Here is a 17,684-nt window from a genome sequence, read left to right as displayed (position 1 = left end):
CCCGCATCTACGAGGTGACGGCGGAGAGATGCCACTCGCCGGGCACGCCCTTGAGTTCGTGAGCGCCGCGGTCTTCGAACTCAAGCCCCGACCCGATCACGAGGTCGTGCAGCGTGCTGGATACGAGCACGTCGTTCGGCCCTGCCAGGGCGCTCACCCGCGCGCCAATATGCACCGCGATCCCCCCGATGTCATCGCCGCGGACCTCGCACTCGCCGGTGTGCAACCCCGCGCGCACCTCGATACCGAGCGCCTGCACCGCGTCGCGGATCGCCATCGCGCAGCGGATCGCGCGCTGAGGACCGTCGAACATCGCCAGGAAGCCGTCACCCGACGTGTTCACCTCGCGGCCACGGAAACGCGCAAGCTGCGACCGCACGATGGCGTCGTGAGCGTCAAGCAGCGCGTGCCAGTCGCGGTCACCGATCTCCGCGGCCCGGCGCGTCGAGTCCACGATGTCGGTAAACAACACCGTGGCGAGAACCCGATCATCGGCCACCTCAGCGTGGTGGCCGGTGAGGAACTCGGCGATCTCCTGGAAGGACTCGCGCCACGGTTCGACGAAGTGGTACATGTTGCGCCCCGGCAGCTCAACGTACTTCGCGCCCGAGATGTGATCAGCGATGTACTTGCCCGACTCGGGCGGGATGATCGCATCGTCGGCGTGCTGGATGACCAGGGTGGGCACGCGGACTGTGGGAAGTACTGCCCGCACGTCCAATTCGGTCACGAGAGGCCTCATCAGTGCGATGGTCCCCGGACTCGCCGCCAGGCGTTCGTGTCGAGCCCACGTTGCCCGGATCTCCTCGTTCCACGGCATGTCCGGGTTCAAGACATGCTGGACCTCCCCCGTGCCCCACATGGCGACCGTGGCAGCCTTGGTTTCCTCGCGATCGAGCCCATCAGTGCGTTGAGCCATCGGATCGGCGTAGCCGTCGAGCACGACAAGCGCGGTGGTACGGGACGGATGTGACGCTGCGAAGAGCGCCGCTGGCCCGAACGCGCCGTCGACTGCGATGAGGACCGCTTCGCGGCTGCCGAGATCGTCGAGCACTGCGGTGATGCTGTCGGCCCACTGTTCCAAGGTTGGCATCGCGCCCGGAGTGACAGAATCGGACGCTCCGGTGCCCGGCTGGTCGAAGAAGATGAGCCGACCGAGCGATGTCATCGCTTCAACCCACCCTTGAACGGACGGTAGCTCCGGAAAAATCTCACAATTTGTGAACCAATTAGAGACGTACACGATGTCGCGCGGAGCTTCGCGTGACGCGCGATACGCGACATGCAGGTCCCCGTTTCGTGCGTAGCGCGTCTCCGAGAACATTGCGGAAGTCTAAGCCGAGGAGCGCGTTGAGTTTCGGTGTCATGCAACGGGCAGAAGCAAAGTGTCCTTCTCTCCGGCTGTCTCAAAAACGTCAAAAACGATGAGTTGATGCGACCCGCAGCTGGGCCGTCAGGTGGAACGGGCGATGCCCCGCTTGTCGCACGGCGGGGCGCCTCCGTGATCTATAAGCGCGAGCGTCCGGCGCATCTCGGTCGGCGCGATGCTGCCGCTCCAGTCCGCGTACGGATGGTCGAGGAGAACAACGACTAGCAGGCCTGCGGTCATGAGGGTGGTGACGAAGCCGATCGGTATCGACTGGATAAGCGCCCCCTCGCGCCGGTCGGCCTGGGCGCACATGTAGGCGATCGTGAGCGAGGCGCCGATACCCAGCACGATCCACAGCGGGAGGGACACGAATGGGGACGCTTCGGCGATGCGCGCTCGACGACCATCACGGCGCTGAGCCTGCTCGTCGAACCACTGTGCGTAAGCCGCCTCCTGCCGCGCGCCGCGCGGGTCGGTGGTCGCGAACTCTCGGCCGAGAGTGTCGATCCACGACTGCACCAGTTCGCTTGACCGCCCGTCTCTCATCGTGGGCCATTCGTCCTCGATGACGGCGCGCGCGTAGCAGACGAGTCCTCCCTGCAGACGATCGCTCGAAGGTGCCTGGAACACATCAGCGACGGAGTGGAGCTCGGCCACGGCGACGGCCTCGACGCTGGCGCCGTCCCGCGCTCGCTGGTAACTCTGGAGCGCGAACAAGATTACGAACGCGAGCACCACCGCGAACATGGTGCCGATTACCGATAAGGTGCCGGCGCTACGAGGGGCGTCACTGAACCAGCCGCCCATCGGCGCGCGGCGGCGTACCAGCAGCTTGATTGTGATCGCCGCCGTAACCGCCACGACGAGGACGAGTGGGGCGATCCAGACCAGCACGGCGCACTACTTTAGCTGACCCCGGTAGCGTAAAGCCTGCCGTCTGGGCGGATGTGCGACGGCTGTGATCGGAGGCGGCTGGCGAGTAAGTTTGCCCGCCCTAGTCCCTTCGCCAAGGTGGACGCAATACTTCTCAAGCTGCGTACGCGGGTTCGATTCCGGCGTCGGCGATCCGCATTTCGGCGGCATATTTGGCGACTACCAGCGCCCATCAGAACTGATCTTGACCGTCGTTTGCCCCGGCGCGGCGAGACAACCGCTACAAAGCCGTTTGCCGGGCGCTGCGCCGGGTAGCAGGTGTCGTACGTCTCCCCGACTTCGCGAGTTAGTTCGCGCGTAATTGCCAAGGCACGAATACGGACACCGATGAAGGAGTCGCCTCAATCGTGCAGGACCATCGCCCTCCGCGCGCCATCTCTCGATCGGTCCGTGTGTTGGGGCCGGTCGTCTTACTGGTTGCGTTGGCGTTGTACTTAGCCGCATATCTACGGTGGCCCAGCCTGGCCAGCCAGGTCGACCTGTTGGTGTACCGGTTCGGAGCCGCGCGGGTCTGGGATGGTCAAGACCTGTACTCAGTGGGGATGACCGGGAATTCACACACGATGCTGTTCGACTACCCGCCATTCGCTGCGCTGTGCTTTCTTCCGCTCATCGGGTTGAGCGAGGCTGCGATTCTCACCTTTGGTTTTTTGGTGAACATTGCCTGCGTGGGTTACATGGTCCGCCGGATGCTCAATGCTGCAGGAATCAGGACCGCAACCGGCGTGTGGGGGCTGACGGCGCTTCTGATGGCTCCGATCGTCTGGCTGGAACCTGTCCGGCTTTCGCTGCAGCTCGGCCAGATCAATTTGCTCATGATGGCGATCGTCCTCGCTGACGTGCTGTCACCACCGTCCCGCAGGTGGACTGGGATAGGTATCGGGATCGCCGCCGGCATCAAACTGACTCCCGCACTCTTCATTGTCTTTCTCGTTGCAACCGGGCGACGTCGCGAGGCAGCCGTCGCCGGACTGACCTTCATCTTCACCATCGCCGTCGGATTCGCCCTGCTGCCAGTCGATTCCAGAGATTTCTGGCTGCAGGGGCACTTCCAAGACATACGGCGGATCTCCAGCGACCCTCTGGCGAACACCAGCCTGGCCGGACTGCTCGAGCGCTTCGAGTGGGCAACGCCGTGGCCCACTGTGGCCGCAGTCGTATTCGCGATCGTCGCCATCGCCATCGCCGCGGTGGCATGGCGTCGCGGTCTTTTGCTCTTGGGCGTCGCCATCGCGGGGATGACCTCGGCCGCCGCTTCACCCTTCAGCTGGAGTCACCACTGGGTGTGGTTCGCACTGCTTCTTGTCCATCTCGGGCTTCGCGGGTACGTACACCGCTCGCGCGTCGCGGCGCTGGCCATGTGGACGCTTGGGGCGATCTTCGGGGGGTGGTTCGTCGCATCTCGAAGCTTGCCTCCACAAGCAGGTCTGATGTCCTTGCGCCACCCCGGGACGTGGGATCAGCTTCTGCCCGCCGCTTACCTTCTAGCGCTTACTATCGTGCTCATCTGCAGCGTGTACACGTTCTGGCGGGCACGACAGCATCCAGCGGCCGCAACGATCGGCATTGACGCAATGGCGGAGGGCAGTCGACCGAGAGCGAGCATCGGTCCGCTCTACCGCGATCATTAGCCGAACTCGCGCGGGTACTTCCCGCGCCTGGAGTGGCCCACCTGCGCTACCGCGTCGTCCGGTGACACAGTGGGTTATTCCTCGAGTGGAATAAGCGCTGTCATCGGAGGGAGGACTGGTGAGTGCTCAACGATTAGCTCCCTCGCGTTCGGATCTGCGTCGCTGGCGACAACATCTGGCAGACGAACGCGCTGAGGCAGCGATCTACCGTGATCTCGCGCAGCGAAGCACCGGTGCCGATCGCGAGATTCTCCTGGCGCTTGCTGATGCCGAAGCCCGTCATGAGCAGCATTGGCTCGATCTTTTGGGTCCGTACGTCGGCACGCCGCACCGACCGTTGCTGCGGACGCGAGCGCTTGGCTTTTTGGCCCGCCACTTCGGGTCCGTGTTCGTCCTCGCGTTGGCGCAGCGCGCAGAAGCCCGGTCGACGTATGAGAGCGACGCCGACGCGACGCCCAGGATGGCCGCTGACGAGCGTGTGCACGAGGAGGTCGTGCGCGCACTAGCCGCCCGCGGACGCAGTCGGCTCTCCGGCGCATTTCGTGCCGCGGTGTTCGGCGCCAACGATGGCTTGGTCAGCAACCTGGCGCTGGTGCTGGGCGTCAGCGCTACCGGCGTGAGCACCCACACCTTGCTGGCGACCGGGATGGCCGGACTGCTGGCCGGAGCGTTGTCCATGGGTGCCGGCGAATACGTCTCGGTGCGCTCGCAGCGTGAACTGCTCGAAGCCTCGACACCGAACCCGCAGGCCGGTGCTGCGCTTCCCCAGCTGGATGTCGAAGCCAACGAGCTGGCGTTGGTGTACCGCGCGCGTGGAATGAGTGAGGCCGAGGCTGGCACCAAGGCGGAAGAGGTCTTGAGGACGCTGGGCAGCGGCGACACCGGCTCGATCGACGAAGCGGCACGTGATGACCCCCACGAGGCCGTCGGCAGCGGGCTCATTGCAGGACTGTCCAGTTTCTGCTGCTTCGCCTCAGGAGCATTGATTCCAGTCTTGCCGTTCTTGTTCGGACTGCATGGCACCGTGGCAATCGGCCTGTCGGCAGGACTGGTCGGCGTGACGCTGCTGGCCACCGGGGTTATCGTCGGACTGCTGTCAGGGGGACCACCCCTGCGACGCGCGCTACGCCAATTGCTGATCGGCTATGGCGCGGCCGCCATCACGTACGCGCTCGGGCTGATGTTCGGTGCTGGTATCGGATAACCGAAGGTTGACAGCCCGGTACCGCGGGCAATGGATACTCGGGCGGCCTGGGGTGCGCGCCGTCAGCACTACCGAGGGGTCGCCACACCAATGGATAACTATTCCGCCACGCCAGTAAGATTCGCAAACGTCCCGCACGACGAGCTGCGAAGCGGCGAACGTCCGATGTCACCCGACGACGACCCGTTCTACCGGGCGCCACAGGGCTACGAGCACGCAGAACCGGGCATGGTGTTGCGCTCGCGCGACGTCGAGATCGGATTTCTCGGTCTCATCAGCCAACCTGTGAAAGCCACTCAGTTGCTGTACCGCACCACTAATCTGCACGAAGAACCGGAAGTCGCCGTGACGACCGTGCTGTCCCGGCGCAGCGCGAGTCAGACGTGGCCCGTCCGGTGGCGTCGCGCTGTTTACCCTCGTTCGCCATGCGGCGCGGTGGGCGACCAATCGGTGCGTTCGTCCAAGCCGAGTACTTGTTGGTGACCGCCGCGCTGGCCGAAGGCTGGACGGTTTGCGTGCCGGATCACGAAGGCTGCCACGGCATGTGGGGCGCTCCCGTCGAGCCCGGCTACCGGATACTGGACGGGCTGCGGACCGCGATACGGTGCGAGCGCTTGAAATTGTCGCCGTCTGCACCGGTGGGTCTGTGGGGATATTCCGGGGGAGGCTTGGCGTCGGCGTGGGCGGCCGAGCTGTGTGAGCGATATGCGCCGGAACTCAATATCGTTGGCGCCGCTCTGGGTTCGCCCGTCGGTGACCCGGGAAGTGTGGCGCGCCGCCTCAACGGCAGCTTCTTCGCCGGTCTCGCCGCGCTGATGATCTCCGCACTGACGCAAGTCTTCCCCGGCGCGCAAACGTCGTCGACGAGCACGCGACTGATGAGGGCAATGCGCTGCTCGACGAGTTGCAGACAATGACGACGGCCCAGGCGGTATGGCAGTTGCGCAACGTCGACATCGGGTCCTACGTCGACATGACAGCCGACGAGCTGTGGGACCTACCCGAAGTGCGCCACATCTTCGACGAGACCAAGCTCGGCAAATACAGGCCCAAGCCTCCCGTGCTGGTCGTACAGGCGGTGCACGACGGGATCATCAGCGTCGACGATATCGACGCACTGGTGGCCGAGTATGACCGCATCGGTGCAGCGGTCACCTATCACCGCGACCGGTTCTGTGGTCATCTGCTGTTGCATCCACTGTCTGCGCCCATGACGCTGAGGTGGCTGCACGATCGATTCACGGACCGGCCGGTCAACGAGCACAAAGCACGCACGGTGTGGCCGACAATGTTCAACCCGTCGACGTACCTTGGCATGGTCAAGTTGGGCGTCATCACGGCGAGGGTCGTCTCGGGCGCTCCGTCGAACGCCATCCGCTGTCGACGACGGATGCTTGGTAACTCCTCAGCCTCGGTTCGTTACGAGCGCTTACAACCCCTACGCTAGGCCGCTGACCTGCGCATACATGCGACAGCGTAGTCGAATTACGTTGTCCCACTGAGCTATTCGAGCCCTTAACCAACCGCTGCATGGAGGGACTCGGCATCGCCCGGGTGCCCGCAGGCCGGGGGCGAAGCAGGCGCGAATATCGCAGGGCGATATCAACATTAACGCCGCATTTGGCATACGCCTGACAAGCGTCCTCCGGCAAGTGCCCGAACGTAGCGACAGAAGTTCGGACAACGTGCCGGCTGAAAGTCACGTCTGGGCGATCTAGTATCAACTTCCAAATCCAGCCCCCGCAGCGGCCAAGCGGCCTACGATTGGCAGATAGTTTGACCAGACAATTGATCATGAAGACAATTGTGATTTCGGGCCGATTGTCACGGCTATCGATCTGCCGCACGAGCATCGGAGGATGCAATGAGCGCAACACCCACACTGAAGAAGGCGCTGAACCAGCGGCAGCTGACGATGATCGCCATCGGCGGCGTCATCGGTGCCGGCCTATTCGTCGGCTCCGGCGTCGTCATCGGCGGCACCGGGCCAGGCGCGTTCATCGCCTACGCCCTTGCCGGCGTGCTGATCATCATGGTCATGCGGATGCTGGCCGAGATGGCCGTGGCCAACCCGTCGACCGGATCCTTCGCTGACTACGCCCGAGCCGCAATGGGCAACTGGGCCGGGTTCTCGGTCGGGTGGCTGTACTGGTACTTCTGGGTGATCGTCGTCGGCTTCGAGGCCATCGCGGGCGCGAAGATCATCCAGTACTGGATCGACATTCCGCTGTGGTTCTGCTCTCTGATCCTGATGGTCCTGATGACTGCCACCAATCTGTTCTCCGTCTCGTCGTTCGGTGAGTTCGAGTTCTGGTTCGCCGGCATCAAGGTGGCCGCGATCGTGGCGTTCATCGCTCTTGGCGGGCTCTTCGTGTTCGGCTTGTGGCCGGACAAGTCGATGGACTTCTCCAACCTGTCTGCCCACGGCGGGTTCTTCCCGCTGGGTGTCACGGCCGTCACCGTCGGTGTGGTCACCGTGATCTTCTCCATGGTCGGCGCGGAGATCGCGACGATCGCCGCGGCGGAGTCGTCGGATCCGGAGCGTGCAGTAGCGAAGGCCGCCAATTCGGTGATCACGCGTATCGCAGTGTTTTTCGTCGGCTCGACGTTCCTGCTCGCGGTCATCCTGCCGTGGAACGACGAGGAGGCGGGCGCGTCGCCCTTCGTCGCCGCGTTCACGGAGATGGGGATTCCTTACGCCGACCACATCATGAACGCGGTGGTGCTGACAGCGGTGCTGAGCTGTCTGAACTCGGGCATGTACACCGCGTCTCGCATGTTGTTCGTTCTCGCCGCGCGGCGTGAGGCGCCCGCACAGCTGGTCCGGGTGACGCGGCGCGGGGTTCCGGCCATCGCGATTCTCGCGTCCTCGGTGGTCGGCTTCCTGTGCGTCATCGCCGCTGCCATCTCGCCGGACACTATCTTCGCGTTCCTGCTGAACTCCAGCGGCGCGGTCATCCTGTTCGTCTACCTGCTCATCGCGATTTCCCAGATCGTGCTGCGCCGCCGCGCAGACGACTCGCAGCTTCGGGTCAAGATGTGGCTGTTCCCGGTGCTGTCGATCCTCACCGCCTGCGCGATCCTGGCAATCCTGATTCAGATGGGAATGCAGGGTGGCACCAACAGGGAGGCGTTGACGCTCAGCCTGCTGTCATGGGCCGTCGTGATCGCGCTGTTCCTCGCGAACCGGTGGTACGTCAATCGCCGTCCAGCCGCCGAGGAAGTCGCCCCGACAGAGCGTCCTCATCGCGTCCTGGTGCTGGCCAACCAGACGGTCGGATCGCGGGAGCTGCTCGACGAGCTTCGTCGCATCGGCGCGGACAGGACTGCCAAGTATCGCGTCATCGTTCCCGTCAGCCCGATCGAGACAGGAACCGCAGCCACCCACGGTCCGCTCGACGTCGAGGAAGCGACCCGGGTCATCGCGCAGCAGCGACTGGACGACACGGTGGCCATCCTGCGCTCCGAGAACCTCGAGGCCGACGGAGAATTGGGTGACTATCGGCCCCTGCGCGCCCTGGCCGGCGCCGTTGACTCGTTCCGGCCGGATCAAATCGTGATTTCGACACTGCCGCCCGAGGAGTCGGTCTGGAATCGGTTCGACGTCGTGGACCGCGCGCGTGAAGCGCACCGCCTGCCGGTGACGCACGTGGTCGCTACCCAGACCGAGAAAGCGGAGCCGGTGGCATGACCATCATCGCCGGCTTCAGCTCGAGCCGTCAGGGCACCGCGCCCCTCAACCTGGCAGCGCAGCTGTCGCGCTGGACCGGCGACAAGGTGGTGGCCGCAGCGATCGTGGAACGGCCCTGGCCTGCCAAGGACGATCCCGTCGAGCACGAGTACCTGCGCCATGTCACTTCGGAGGCGGCGCGATCACTCGAGAAAGTGGTCACCCAGCTGCCCAGCGACTTGGACATCCCCACTGTGGTTCACCGATCAACCTCAATTCCAACAGGTTTGCTCGAACTCGTGACCGCTCACGACGCCAGAATGGTCGTCGTCGGCTCGTCGTCTTCGGGGTTGCTCGGTCGGGTGGCGCTGGGCAGCGTCACCGAACGGCTGGTTCATACCGCCGCTGTACCGGTCGCGATCGCTCCGCGCGGCTACCCGCTGGCGCCCGAGCCGATACGACGGCTCACCGTCGCATTCGGAGGCGAAGCCGACATCCACGGCCTCATCCCGGCGGCTGCCGAACTGACCACCCAGTGGCCGGTCCAATTGCGGATCGTGTCGTTCACCGTGCGACCGGTGGCGGTGTTCAGCGGCAAGATCGAGCGTTCGGCGGAAGACCTCGTCGTCGAGCAGTGGGCGCACAGGATGATGGACGATATTGTCAAGCAGCTCAACGAGGTTCGCAATCGAATCTCGGTTCCCGACGTAGATGTCGTGGTCGGCAGCGGCCACGATTGGCGAGAGGCCGTCGAGAACGTCCCCTGGCAAGCCGGGGACATGCTCTTGCTCGGATCCGGCGCAGCCGGACAGGCAGCTCAAGTCTTTCTCGGTTCAGCCGCCTCGAAGATCCTGCGCCATGCTCCCGTCCCCGTGATGATCATCCCGCGACACCAGAAGTCGGCGTAGGTCGCGCAGCAGATAAATCCGTCGAGCCCGGCCAGTTCAATGGCTAACGGCACAGGCGGCACCGTCGCGGGACTAGCATCCAACCGTGTCGAACTACGGTCCGCCCGGTGACGGCGGCTATTACGACGATCAGCCTGGCGGGTACGGCGGCGAGCGTCGACCTCCGGGTATGCCACCGGAGGAGCCCGTGCCTTGGTACCGGACGCCGGCCGCGATGTTTGCGGCGGGGGTGCTGGTCACGCTGCTGCTGGCGCTGATCGTGTGGTCTGTCGTCGGGTCCGACGATGCGGACAGCACGACCACCACCACGCTGACCCCGATCGCCCCGACGTCGATGACCACAACTGCGGGAACTGCTGCGCCGGAGACCGAGACAGTGACGATCACGGAGACCAGCACAGTGTCAGCGCCGCCGACCACCTCCGCCGCGCCGACGTCAGTCGAGCCGTCCACCACCACAAGCACAGTTACGAGCACCATCACCAGCACAACGACGAGCACCACGACCGTGACGGTCACCGAGCCTCCGCCCGGCGGCTGACATCGGGTCAACGGTGTTCACGGGAATTCCAGTCATCATCCGGCACGACAGATCGGACCCTCGATGACGGCAGAGGAATCGGCGTGCTCTTGCTGAAGCGAGTGGCGATCTCGGCCGCTCTGGCGCGAGGAGAGCCCAGCTGAGGCGGTGATCGACTTCGACGCTGTGGTTCGTGATCCTGTGGACCCTTCACGCATCAATCCGGCTTTCGACGGCTCTGACCACGTCACTTCAACCTTGCGGGTTATCAGGCGATGCGAAACGCAGTCCCACTCGAGCAGCTCGACGATCCCGCGTGCTCATGACCCTCTACCGGTTGGTCGGCATCATTTCGCATGCGCATACTGGGCGTCCCATCGATCCATGTTCTCTATCGCAGTGTGAAACGGTGCCGGACCGATGCTTTCCTCTCCCGTGAAGGGGCGGTCCATCACGACGATGAGGAAGAAGACCAGTCCCATCGACATCGCGAGCAACCCGATGATCCACAAGCTGAAGCGGGACGGCGAGAGCACCGCAGTCGTCCCTATCGTCAACGCCGAGCCGATCAATACGACCATCCAAAGCGTGGCTGGGACCTTGGCGTCGGCGGCGTGAAGCCGCGTTCGACGCTCGCTGAGGACATCGTTTGCCGCTGACCAGATCTCGGGCATGAGCGCGGCGCGGCGCGGCGTGTCGGGTTCGAGTTGGCCGACGGCATGAAACATTCGGTCGAACGCGTCCCACGCCTCAGTGCTTGATTGTCCCTGACGCATCTCGGACCATTCCACCGTCACGACGACGTCGGCGTACTCGCGGAGAGTCCCGCGCGCCTGTCGCGCTTGCGGGCTGTCGAACAGCGACAGGGCGCGTGCCAGTTCGCCGACGCTGTTGGATTCATTGACCACGGCCGTTTCGGCTGCGCCGAACGATTGCCAGACTGTTACAGCGACGAACGCGAGCAACAGAGCATAGACGGTCGCGATGACGTTCAGCACGGCCATCGACACGTTCGTTTCCGCCTCGGTGAACGAGCGCCGCCAGAGTCGATGGATGAGAACGTATCCGGGGTAGGCGAGCGCGAGGACCGCGCCGACGATGCACACGGCCAGCAGCCAGTTGGGAAGGTGATAGAGAAACAGCATTGCGCGGCGGAGCGTACCAAGAGACCACCTCGTGGCGTGCCCATCTGGCTGACAGACTCGAAGCCGGTGGGCGCTACGAGTACTGGCCATCCGTCGACGCTGACGTTGAGCGGTCCGCAGAGCGCTGGAAGGACGGCAGCTCAGCCGAGCATCAATGCTCGGTTAACGCGGAGACACGACCTGAACGACCTCGCTCAGCGGAGCAGGTGATGTCGCAATGTCGCCGACGAGCGGATGCGAGAGCTGGAGGATCAGAAATGTGTTGGCGGCCACCAGCACACCCACGGTTGCCACCATCGGATAGTGCATGGCGGCGTTCTCCACTCCGTAGATGATCGAACAACCGAGGACCAGCCCACTCGTCAGGAAGATGACCACCCACAATGACCAAGGGGGTCCGGTATCGCTGGTGGCGAGGTCGACCCGCTCCGTACGGGCCTTGCTGAGGTGGTTCAGGTTATTGAATGACGTTGCCAGAAAGGTCTTTTGAGTGTCTGTGCGCGGCTTGACGTCCGTGTACGCGACATACAATCGGTGCAGCGCCTCATCCGCATCGGAGACGCGCTGGCCGTTGGCCAGGTGGGGCCACTCCGCCATCGTTGCCTTTTCGTACTCCAGCAGGCCGCGTCGGATCCGGTCGGCGTCGGCTTCGTCGAACACGTAGATGTCCCTCGCCAGCTGCACGCCGTACGCTCCCTCGCTTCGGGTTTCGTCATCCGCGATGTTTACCTCCCCCCACATCGCGGAAACGACGAACCCGATGAAGAACGCGTAGACGAACCCGACGACGCCGTAGACGAATTTCGTGACGTCGTTATGGGCCCCGTTCTTGAGCCGCGGGAATCGCTTCCGAACGTAGACCTGAACGAGAACCGATCCACCCACGATCAGAATGATGAGGCCTGCCAGGAGCAGCCACGAGGGGACGTCGTTTACGAGCCAGCGGCTCACCGGCCACACTCCCTGCGCTTCGCCCTGCCGACGCCCACAGCGCACGCCATCGTCGGCACGGACGACACCGTCACAGCTGGACTATGAAGCCGCCAGGTCGACATATTGCCCGGTGGCGCGTCGTCCACGTCGTTCTCCTTCGACCGCACGATGATAATCGCTGATAACCCGGACTGAGTCGGAAACGGGAAGCCACCTTGACGCCATCCGATGTCGAGCGCGATGACGACCGGGGGTTCATTTGAGTAATGCCGCAGTGGCGCTTTCGATTGACTGGCGCCGAGAACAACATCCGCATTCAGCTCCACTTGGGGAACAGCCGTGACAGGATTTCACGCACCATGATCCGGCCGGACGATCGTGGGTTCAAGGCCAGCGCAGAGGACTCCGATTATGCGAATGACGACGACCGGTACCGGCGACCCTGCCTTGATCTTCGTACACGGATTCGCCTGCGATGGCACGGATTGGCAGGCGCAGCGCGAGTCGCTCGAGAAAAGGACCACCGTCGTCGTGTGCGACTTGCCCGGGCATGGATCCAGCCCCGGCACCCCGGCCGAGTGCACCATCAAGGCGTACGGCGCTGCGGTAGCGGAAATTGTCAGGGAACTGCCGTCGCGATCGGCAATTCTCGTGGGCCACAGCATGGGATGCCGTGTCGTCCTTGAGGCCAATCGAGTGCAGCCCGACGCCGTATCCGTTTTGGTACTCGTGGACGGCAGCCGAATCGGCAGCGGTGATCCTATCGCGGCAAAGCAGGCCATGGCCGATGAGCTTGCAGGAGACGGCTACCGGCGTTTCGTACGAGACTTCTTCGAATCGATGTTCTTCCCGTCAAGCAATCCCGCTCTCGCCAGGGGGATCGTCGAGCGCGCGCTGCGTTTTCCCGCGGGGTTGGGCAGGACCCTGATGACGGACTTGGCCGGCTGGGACGCCCGCGAAATGGAGAGCGCTCTCAATTCGGTCGATGTCCCCCTGCTCGCCATCCAGAGCACGACGCTCGACACCGCACGCAGACGGGTATCGCTTGAACCGGGCCTGAGCTCACCGTGGCTGGAACTGGTCAGCGCGCACGTGCCGTCGGCCAGGATCGAGATGCTGCACGGGTACAGCCACTTCCCGCAGATCGAACTGGCAGACGAGGTTACGGCCCTGATCGCTGACTGTGCGTGGCCGGCCAGCCACCGATACGTTGGTCGACGTACCTGACTCGCGGGTCGAGTGCGCTGCGCTGACACTCGATATCGCCTCCCCGGCCATGCGGAGGCACTACGGTCGGCCCACCTCGACTCCGACCGCCTCGGCCAGCTGTCGTTCGACCTCGGGAACGGCAACACGATCGCGGTCATCGGCGAGTCGATCTACCGTGGCGAGGCTGTGCAGATGACGCCGAGCGCGCCGCAACTCCGCGCGGTGGTCGGCGGCACCCGCAACTTCACGGGCGCCCGCGGCCAAGTGGCGACGACACGCAACGAAGGCGGCACGTACAGACACGAGTTCACCCTCATCGACGACTGAGCGGTGCGTGCCGAAGTTCCCGACGCGCGAAGGCTATTCAGGCTTGCGGAACGTGTACACCTTGTACTGAACCAGCCCCAACCTTGACAGCCATTTCATCCACCGAGTGCCGCCGATCATCGTCTTCTGGGCTTCGGCTGAACCTTCCTCAACGAAGAACTTGATGATGAATGGGTAGGTCGGCAACGTGTTCTTTCGGATGTTGCGTTTCGCGTCGAGCTGAAGGCCCGCGCGTCTACCCATGGCCTTGTAGGAGCGCAGAGGTATGTTCCCCAGCGTTCCGTACGTCTTGGCGATCTGGGTACGAACGGCCATCCAGAATGGGGTTTTGCCGAAGAACGTCATGGTCGGTACGAAGTCGGATACCGCAAGATAACCGCCCGGCTTGAGTACCCTGGCGGCTTCTGCGAGGAAGCGCTCACGGGACGGGAAGTGGAAGATGCATTCGACTGCCAGGACACGGTCGAAAGAGTTGTCCTCGAACGGCAGAGCACATGCGTCGCCTTCCACCCAGTCGATGAAGTTGCCGTTCACGGCGTGGGTCTGAGCGTCGGCAGCGGCGAGCTGGCGCGCGTCGATGTTGAGACCAGTCAGGTACATGTCGGAATGGCGGGAGTTGATCTGCTGGATGGTTCCGCCGAAGCCGCAGCCGACATCCAGCAGTCTCTGCCCGTCAGTGACCTGTCCAGCCTCGAACAGCACGTTGTTCATGTTCGCCATGGCAGCGACGTAGTCGGCCCGGGTTCCGTCGGCAGACCTTGGGTTCTCCCAATAGCCCCAGTGCACCTGGCTTTCCCACAGCTCGCCGGCTACGCCGCCGTCTTGCCGTTCGCTGATCAGCAGGTCAAAGTATGGAAGCTCAGCCATTTGCGGAAAGTACCACCCTTCTAAGTGGATTCGAGGTTGCCGGGCCGTCGGACGGCGGCCCGAATTCAGGCATCAAAGGGTGGGCATGAACTCGGCGAAAGCAAGGATCATGAACACCACCATGGCGAGTCCGATCAGCCCGCCGACGGGAATCATCATGAGGCAGAACGCAATCCAGACGAGAAGCCTCGGCCATTCAAACGGCTGATTCGCCACCACACCGCCACGACGCTCCCGGAGAGCATGGTAGATCGCCCACGCGGCGGTCCCGGCAGCGGCAACCAAGGTGATCCGCAATCCAACCGGTGTCGCCAAGATCGCGACGATCGTCATGATCGCCGCGGCAGTGGCGCGCCCCAGGGTCGTCGTCCGGATCTCGACAAGCTGCGCGTCAGTTGACCCTCCGAACATCCGATTCGGCTCGCCACGGAAGCGTGGGACGCGGCCATCGATGCCCAGCACCCGCCAAATCCAACGTGACCAGATGCTCCGAAGACCAAGATGCTCTGCCACCCGGCGTGCGTCGGCGGCCGACTCCGCCATCATTCGATGCGAATGCCCACTTCGCCAATAGGCGGACTTGAAGGTCCGGCGCGGCACGCCGAACTGTCGCGCGAACGACCGCGGCGGGGTGAATATCTCCCCCATCAACCAGCGAAGAAAGAGTGGAAACCAAATTGCGTAAGCTACCCGCTTGAAGCGTCCGGAATGCTGTATGTGCTCGGCCAGATGGTCGTCCGCGAAAGTAATATGGCGGGCCTCTTCCGCCAGATGGATATAAGTGATTTTGTTCAGCAAGGGAGGTATCCGTTGTGCCCTTCGCTGTAGCAGCGTCTGCTGAAAATGGACTGGCTGTTCGCCACAAAGGACACCTATGAAGAGCATGACGCTCAAATATCCGCTGATGAAACCCACGATGGGACCCAGGACTCGCGACATCCGCCGCATACCGGGTACATCCTGCCCATTCCGATTGATGAACTCCTGAAACATCTGAATGTGATTACATTCATCGGTGATCTCGTGCATGAGATAGCGAAACACTGGATCGGAATTGGATAGCTTTCCAGCGTAATGAACAACGCCTCGAATCAAAATCATTTCGAATTGAATTCCGACTTTGAACGTATTCGCAGTTATCCAGCGGCTCATGTCGATTCGCTGCTGCAGCGACTGTGCCGCATACCACTCCGTTGCGGCGAGCGGAGCGGTATCCGGATCCACCAGCCACCCCGGATCGCTCTCGTCCAACGCGTTCTCCGGTGCGTCCCAATCGATGTCCACATACGGATCGAAACGGAGTCGAGTCGTCGCGCGCGAAAGAGCTTCCACCCTGGAGAAGTGTGTATCTGCCAGCGCGTCGTCCGCATCGTCGATAGCTGTCATTTACCCATCCGTTGCGCGAAGTTGACACCTGACGCTAAGTTGCGCGCCGCGAGATTCCCGTGCGACACGGTCTCGATTCGGTCTTGAGTCGGTATCGAGTTGTGCGCTAGCGGCGGCCGCCGGCCGTCACCGCTCGAGGAACTTCAAGGCTGTTCTCCCGCACGATGACCGGGTCCCCGACGTTGACCGTATTGAAGTACCACTCTGCGTCAGTCGGGCTCAGGCTGATGCAACCGTGGCTGACGTTGTCATACCCCAGCGCGTTCTCCGCCCACGGTGCCGAGTGCACGAACAACCCGCGATCAGTGATGCGGACGGCGTATTCCACGTCCATCTGGTATCCGTCAGGCGCATCGACCGGGATGCCGACGCTGCTGGAATCCATGAGAACTGAGCGTTCTTTGCCCAACACGGCGTATGTGCCCACCGGCGTTGGATATTCGGGTCGGCCCGTGGATGCTGGAAATACGCCCGGCCTGCCCCAGAAGGGTCGGTGATGCGGCGACGGCAGGTCAGGGGGCGGCCCCGTCTCGACGCCGTCGATAGAAACAGTGAAGGTGTGGTCCGAGATATTGGCGGTGCCAACCACTTTCGGGCCTGTCTGGATGTTGGTCTTCATCCGACCAACTGACAGCGCGATCGTGGTGTGCGCCGGCCAGAAGCCGTCCGGTACCCACTGGACGACCTTGTGGTCGAGCCACTCGTATCTGCCTGTCATCACGGGCTGCGACCTGATCCTGATGGCCCGTTCGGCCGAGGGGCGGTCGGATACCGGCGCGTTGAACGTCACCACCACCGGATGGGCCACGCCCACCACCTGGTCCGGCGCGGGCAGAACCGACGCTATGCCGAACCTTGATGACTGGCTCGCCGCGGCGCTGAAGCCGGCCGGGCTCGACACCACACTCGCAGCTGTCACGATCACCGCGAGAACGCACCGCCCAACTGCCCGCATGGCTCCTTCTTTCATCAGACGAGGCTGCTTCATCGGCTGGGGCGGCACTGTTCGTCAGCTCGCGCCCGGAGGACCGGCGGGGAGCGGCTGGCCGGGCAGGGGCGCACCGGCCGGAGGCGCTCCGACGCGATCACCTTTACCTGCGAGGCCGCCTGCCATGCCTACTGGCGATCCTCCGGCCACCGGCGCACCGGCCAATGGCGCACCGGCCAACGGCGCACCGCCCGGAACCACAGGAACCGGAGCGGCGGGGATCACCGGTATGGGCGGCGCGGCGGGAACAATGGGCACAGGCGCCACCGGAGCCGGGACGGGCCCGGGCAAAGCCAGCGGAACGCCGGCCATCGGGGCGAACGCGGAGGCAGGCGCACCGCACTCTTTGCCCGTCGGTGCACCCGGCGCGCATTCGGCGGTCGCGAGCGGGGCGGCGGCGACGGCAGCGGCTGAGCACAACGCGATGCCGGTCGCACACAACCCCGCACAGGAAACGAGGGTTCTGATGTTGAACCGATCAGTGAACTTCATCGGCGTCGACTCCTTCTGACACTGCTTCAAGCGAGTTACACGCTTCGTATTTAGGCGATGGCGTCAATTCTTAGCAGCCATAGCGACATGCGCGACAGGCCA

At 63.6% G+C, this 17,684-nt stretch carries 15 protein-coding genes and 1 pseudogene; 8 read left to right on the top strand and 8 right to left on the bottom strand.

Going from position 1 to position 17,684, the window contains the following annotated elements:
* Nucleotides 1–7 precede the first annotated feature (7 nt).
* Nucleotides 8–1,324 (bottom strand): adenylate/guanylate cyclase domain-containing protein, encoded by a 1,317-nt coding sequence (locus C6A82_RS01775; RefSeq protein ID WP_105347181.1) that lies wholly within the window; start codon nt 1,322–1,324, stop codon nt 8–10.
* A 129-nt stretch (nt 1,325–1,453) separates the two neighbouring features.
* Nucleotides 1,454–2,263 carry a hypothetical protein gene (locus tag C6A82_RS01770; RefSeq protein ID WP_311101619.1) on the bottom strand — a complete coding sequence of 270 codons (810 nt, stop codon included), beginning with the start codon at nt 2,261–2,263 and terminating at the stop codon, nt 1,454–1,456.
* A 386-nt stretch (nt 2,264–2,649) separates the two neighbouring features.
* Between C6A82_RS01770 and C6A82_RS01765 the strand changes: the two genes are divergently transcribed.
* The 6 genes and pseudogenes from C6A82_RS01765 to C6A82_RS01740 all read left to right on the top strand — a co-directional run bounded on the left by C6A82_RS01765 (nt 2,650) and on the right by C6A82_RS01740 (nt 10,256).
* The gene (locus tag C6A82_RS01765; protein ID WP_396836768.1) at nt 2,650–3,933 is read left to right on the top strand and encodes a glycosyltransferase 87 family protein; all 1,284 of its coding nucleotides are present in this window, start codon (nt 2,650–2,652) and stop codon (nt 3,931–3,933) included.
* A gap of 118 nt (nt 3,934–4,051) precedes the next feature.
* Nucleotides 4,052–5,137, top strand: a complete 1,086-nt coding sequence (locus C6A82_RS01760) for a VIT1/CCC1 transporter family protein (protein WP_105341607.1) — start codon at nt 4,052–4,054, stop codon at nt 5,135–5,137.
* Between the two features lie 90 nt (nt 5,138–5,227).
* A pseudogene (locus C6A82_RS01755) lies at nt 5,228–6,538 on the top strand (lipase family protein).
* A 463-nt stretch (nt 6,539–7,001) separates the two neighbouring features.
* On the top strand, nt 7,002–8,828 hold the full coding sequence (locus tag C6A82_RS01750; protein WP_311101617.1) for an amino acid permease: 1,827 nt from the start codon (nt 7,002–7,004) through the stop codon (nt 8,826–8,828).
* A complete protein-coding gene (locus C6A82_RS01745; RefSeq protein ID WP_105343209.1) occupies nt 8,825–9,715 on the top strand; it encodes a universal stress protein in 891 nt (296 codons plus the stop codon). Before C6A82_RS01750 ends, C6A82_RS01745 begins: the two co-directional genes overlap by 4 nt.
* Nucleotides 9,716–9,800: 85 nt before the next feature.
* Entirely contained in the window at nt 9,801–10,256 is a 456-nt protein-coding gene (locus C6A82_RS01740; RefSeq protein ID WP_199193655.1) for a hypothetical protein, read from the top strand.
* A gap of 326 nt (nt 10,257–10,582) precedes the next feature.
* Here the strand turns inward: C6A82_RS01740 and C6A82_RS01735 are convergent, their stop codons facing one another.
* Both C6A82_RS01735 and C6A82_RS01730 read right to left on the bottom strand, forming a co-directional pair.
* Nucleotides 10,583–11,239, bottom strand: a complete 657-nt coding sequence (locus tag C6A82_RS01735; RefSeq protein WP_233216820.1) for a DUF4239 domain-containing protein — start codon at nt 11,237–11,239, stop codon at nt 10,583–10,585.
* Between the two features lie 303 nt (nt 11,240–11,542).
* The gene (locus tag C6A82_RS01730; protein ID WP_105343231.1) at nt 11,543–12,331 is read right to left on the bottom strand and encodes a DUF4239 domain-containing protein; all 789 of its coding nucleotides are present in this window, start codon (nt 12,329–12,331) and stop codon (nt 11,543–11,545) included.
* Nucleotides 12,332–12,730: 399 nt separating this feature from the next.
* On the opposite strand from C6A82_RS01730, the gene C6A82_RS01725 reads away from it, so the two are divergent.
* Nucleotides 12,731–13,540 carry an alpha/beta fold hydrolase gene (locus tag C6A82_RS01725; protein ID WP_233216821.1) on the top strand — a complete coding sequence of 270 codons (810 nt, stop codon included), beginning with the start codon at nt 12,731–12,733 and terminating at the stop codon, nt 13,538–13,540.
* A 12-nt stretch (nt 13,541–13,552) separates the two neighbouring features.
* A complete protein-coding gene (locus C6A82_RS01720; protein ID WP_105343222.1) occupies nt 13,553–13,849 on the top strand; it encodes a hypothetical protein in 297 nt (98 codons plus the stop codon).
* 33 nt (nt 13,850–13,882) lie between these two features.
* Here the strand turns inward: C6A82_RS01720 and C6A82_RS01715 are convergent, their stop codons facing one another.
* The 4 genes from C6A82_RS01715 to C6A82_RS01700 form a co-directional block, all read right to left on the bottom strand.
* Complete coding sequence (locus C6A82_RS01715; RefSeq protein WP_105343223.1) at nt 13,883–14,716, bottom strand: class I SAM-dependent methyltransferase; 834 nt, start codon at nt 14,714–14,716, stop codon at nt 13,883–13,885.
* Between the two features lie 72 nt (nt 14,717–14,788).
* Nucleotides 14,789–16,102, bottom strand: coding sequence for a diiron oxygenase (locus C6A82_RS01710; RefSeq protein ID WP_105343228.1), 1,314 nt, complete (start codon nt 16,100–16,102; stop codon nt 14,789–14,791).
* Nucleotides 16,103–16,208: 106 nt separating this feature from the next.
* Complete coding sequence (locus tag C6A82_RS01705) at nt 16,209–17,057, bottom strand: L,D-transpeptidase (protein ID WP_105343229.1); 849 nt, start codon at nt 17,055–17,057, stop codon at nt 16,209–16,211.
* A gap of 54 nt (nt 17,058–17,111) precedes the next feature.
* A complete protein-coding gene (locus tag C6A82_RS01700) occupies nt 17,112–17,582 on the bottom strand; it encodes a hypothetical protein (RefSeq protein ID WP_105343230.1) in 471 nt (156 codons plus the stop codon).
* Nucleotides 17,583–17,684 lie beyond the last annotated feature (102 nt).

The organism is Mycobacterium sp. ITM-2016-00318, assembly GCF_002968285.2.
In the GTDB taxonomy this organism is placed as follows: Bacteria; Actinomycetota; Actinomycetes; order Mycobacteriales; family Mycobacteriaceae; genus Mycobacterium.
This window is presented reverse-complemented; position numbering and strand designations above follow the sequence as displayed.

Coding starts and splice junctions, on each gene's coding strand:
- C6A82_RS01775 (WP_105347181.1), bottom strand. CDS start 1,324: ATGTTCTCGGAGACGCGCTACGCACGAAACGGGGACCTGCATGTCGCG.
- C6A82_RS01750 (WP_311101617.1), top strand. CDS start 7,002: ATGAGCGCAACACCCACACTGAAGAAGGCGCTGAACCAGCGGCAGCTG.
- C6A82_RS01745 (WP_105343209.1), top strand. CDS start 8,825: ATGACCATCATCGCCGGCTTCAGCTCGAGCCGTCAGGGCACCGCGCCC.
- C6A82_RS01735 (WP_233216820.1), bottom strand. CDS start 11,239: ATGGCCGTGCTGAACGTCATCGCGACCGTCTATGCTCTGTTGCTCGCG.
- C6A82_RS01725 (WP_233216821.1), top strand. CDS start 12,731: ATGACGACGACCGGTACCGGCGACCCTGCCTTGATCTTCGTACACGGA.
- C6A82_RS01715 (WP_105343223.1), bottom strand. CDS start 14,716: ATGGCTGAGCTTCCATACTTTGACCTGCTGATCAGCGAACGGCAAGAC.
- C6A82_RS01710 (WP_105343228.1), bottom strand. CDS start 16,102: ATGACAGCTATCGACGATGCGGACGACGCGCTGGCAGATACACACTTC.
- C6A82_RS01705 (WP_105343229.1), bottom strand. CDS start 17,057: ATGCGGGCAGTTGGGCGGTGCGTTCTCGCGGTGATCGTGACAGCTGCG.
- C6A82_RS01700 (WP_105343230.1), bottom strand. CDS start 17,582: ATGAAGTTCACTGATCGGTTCAACATCAGAACCCTCGTTTCCTGTGCG.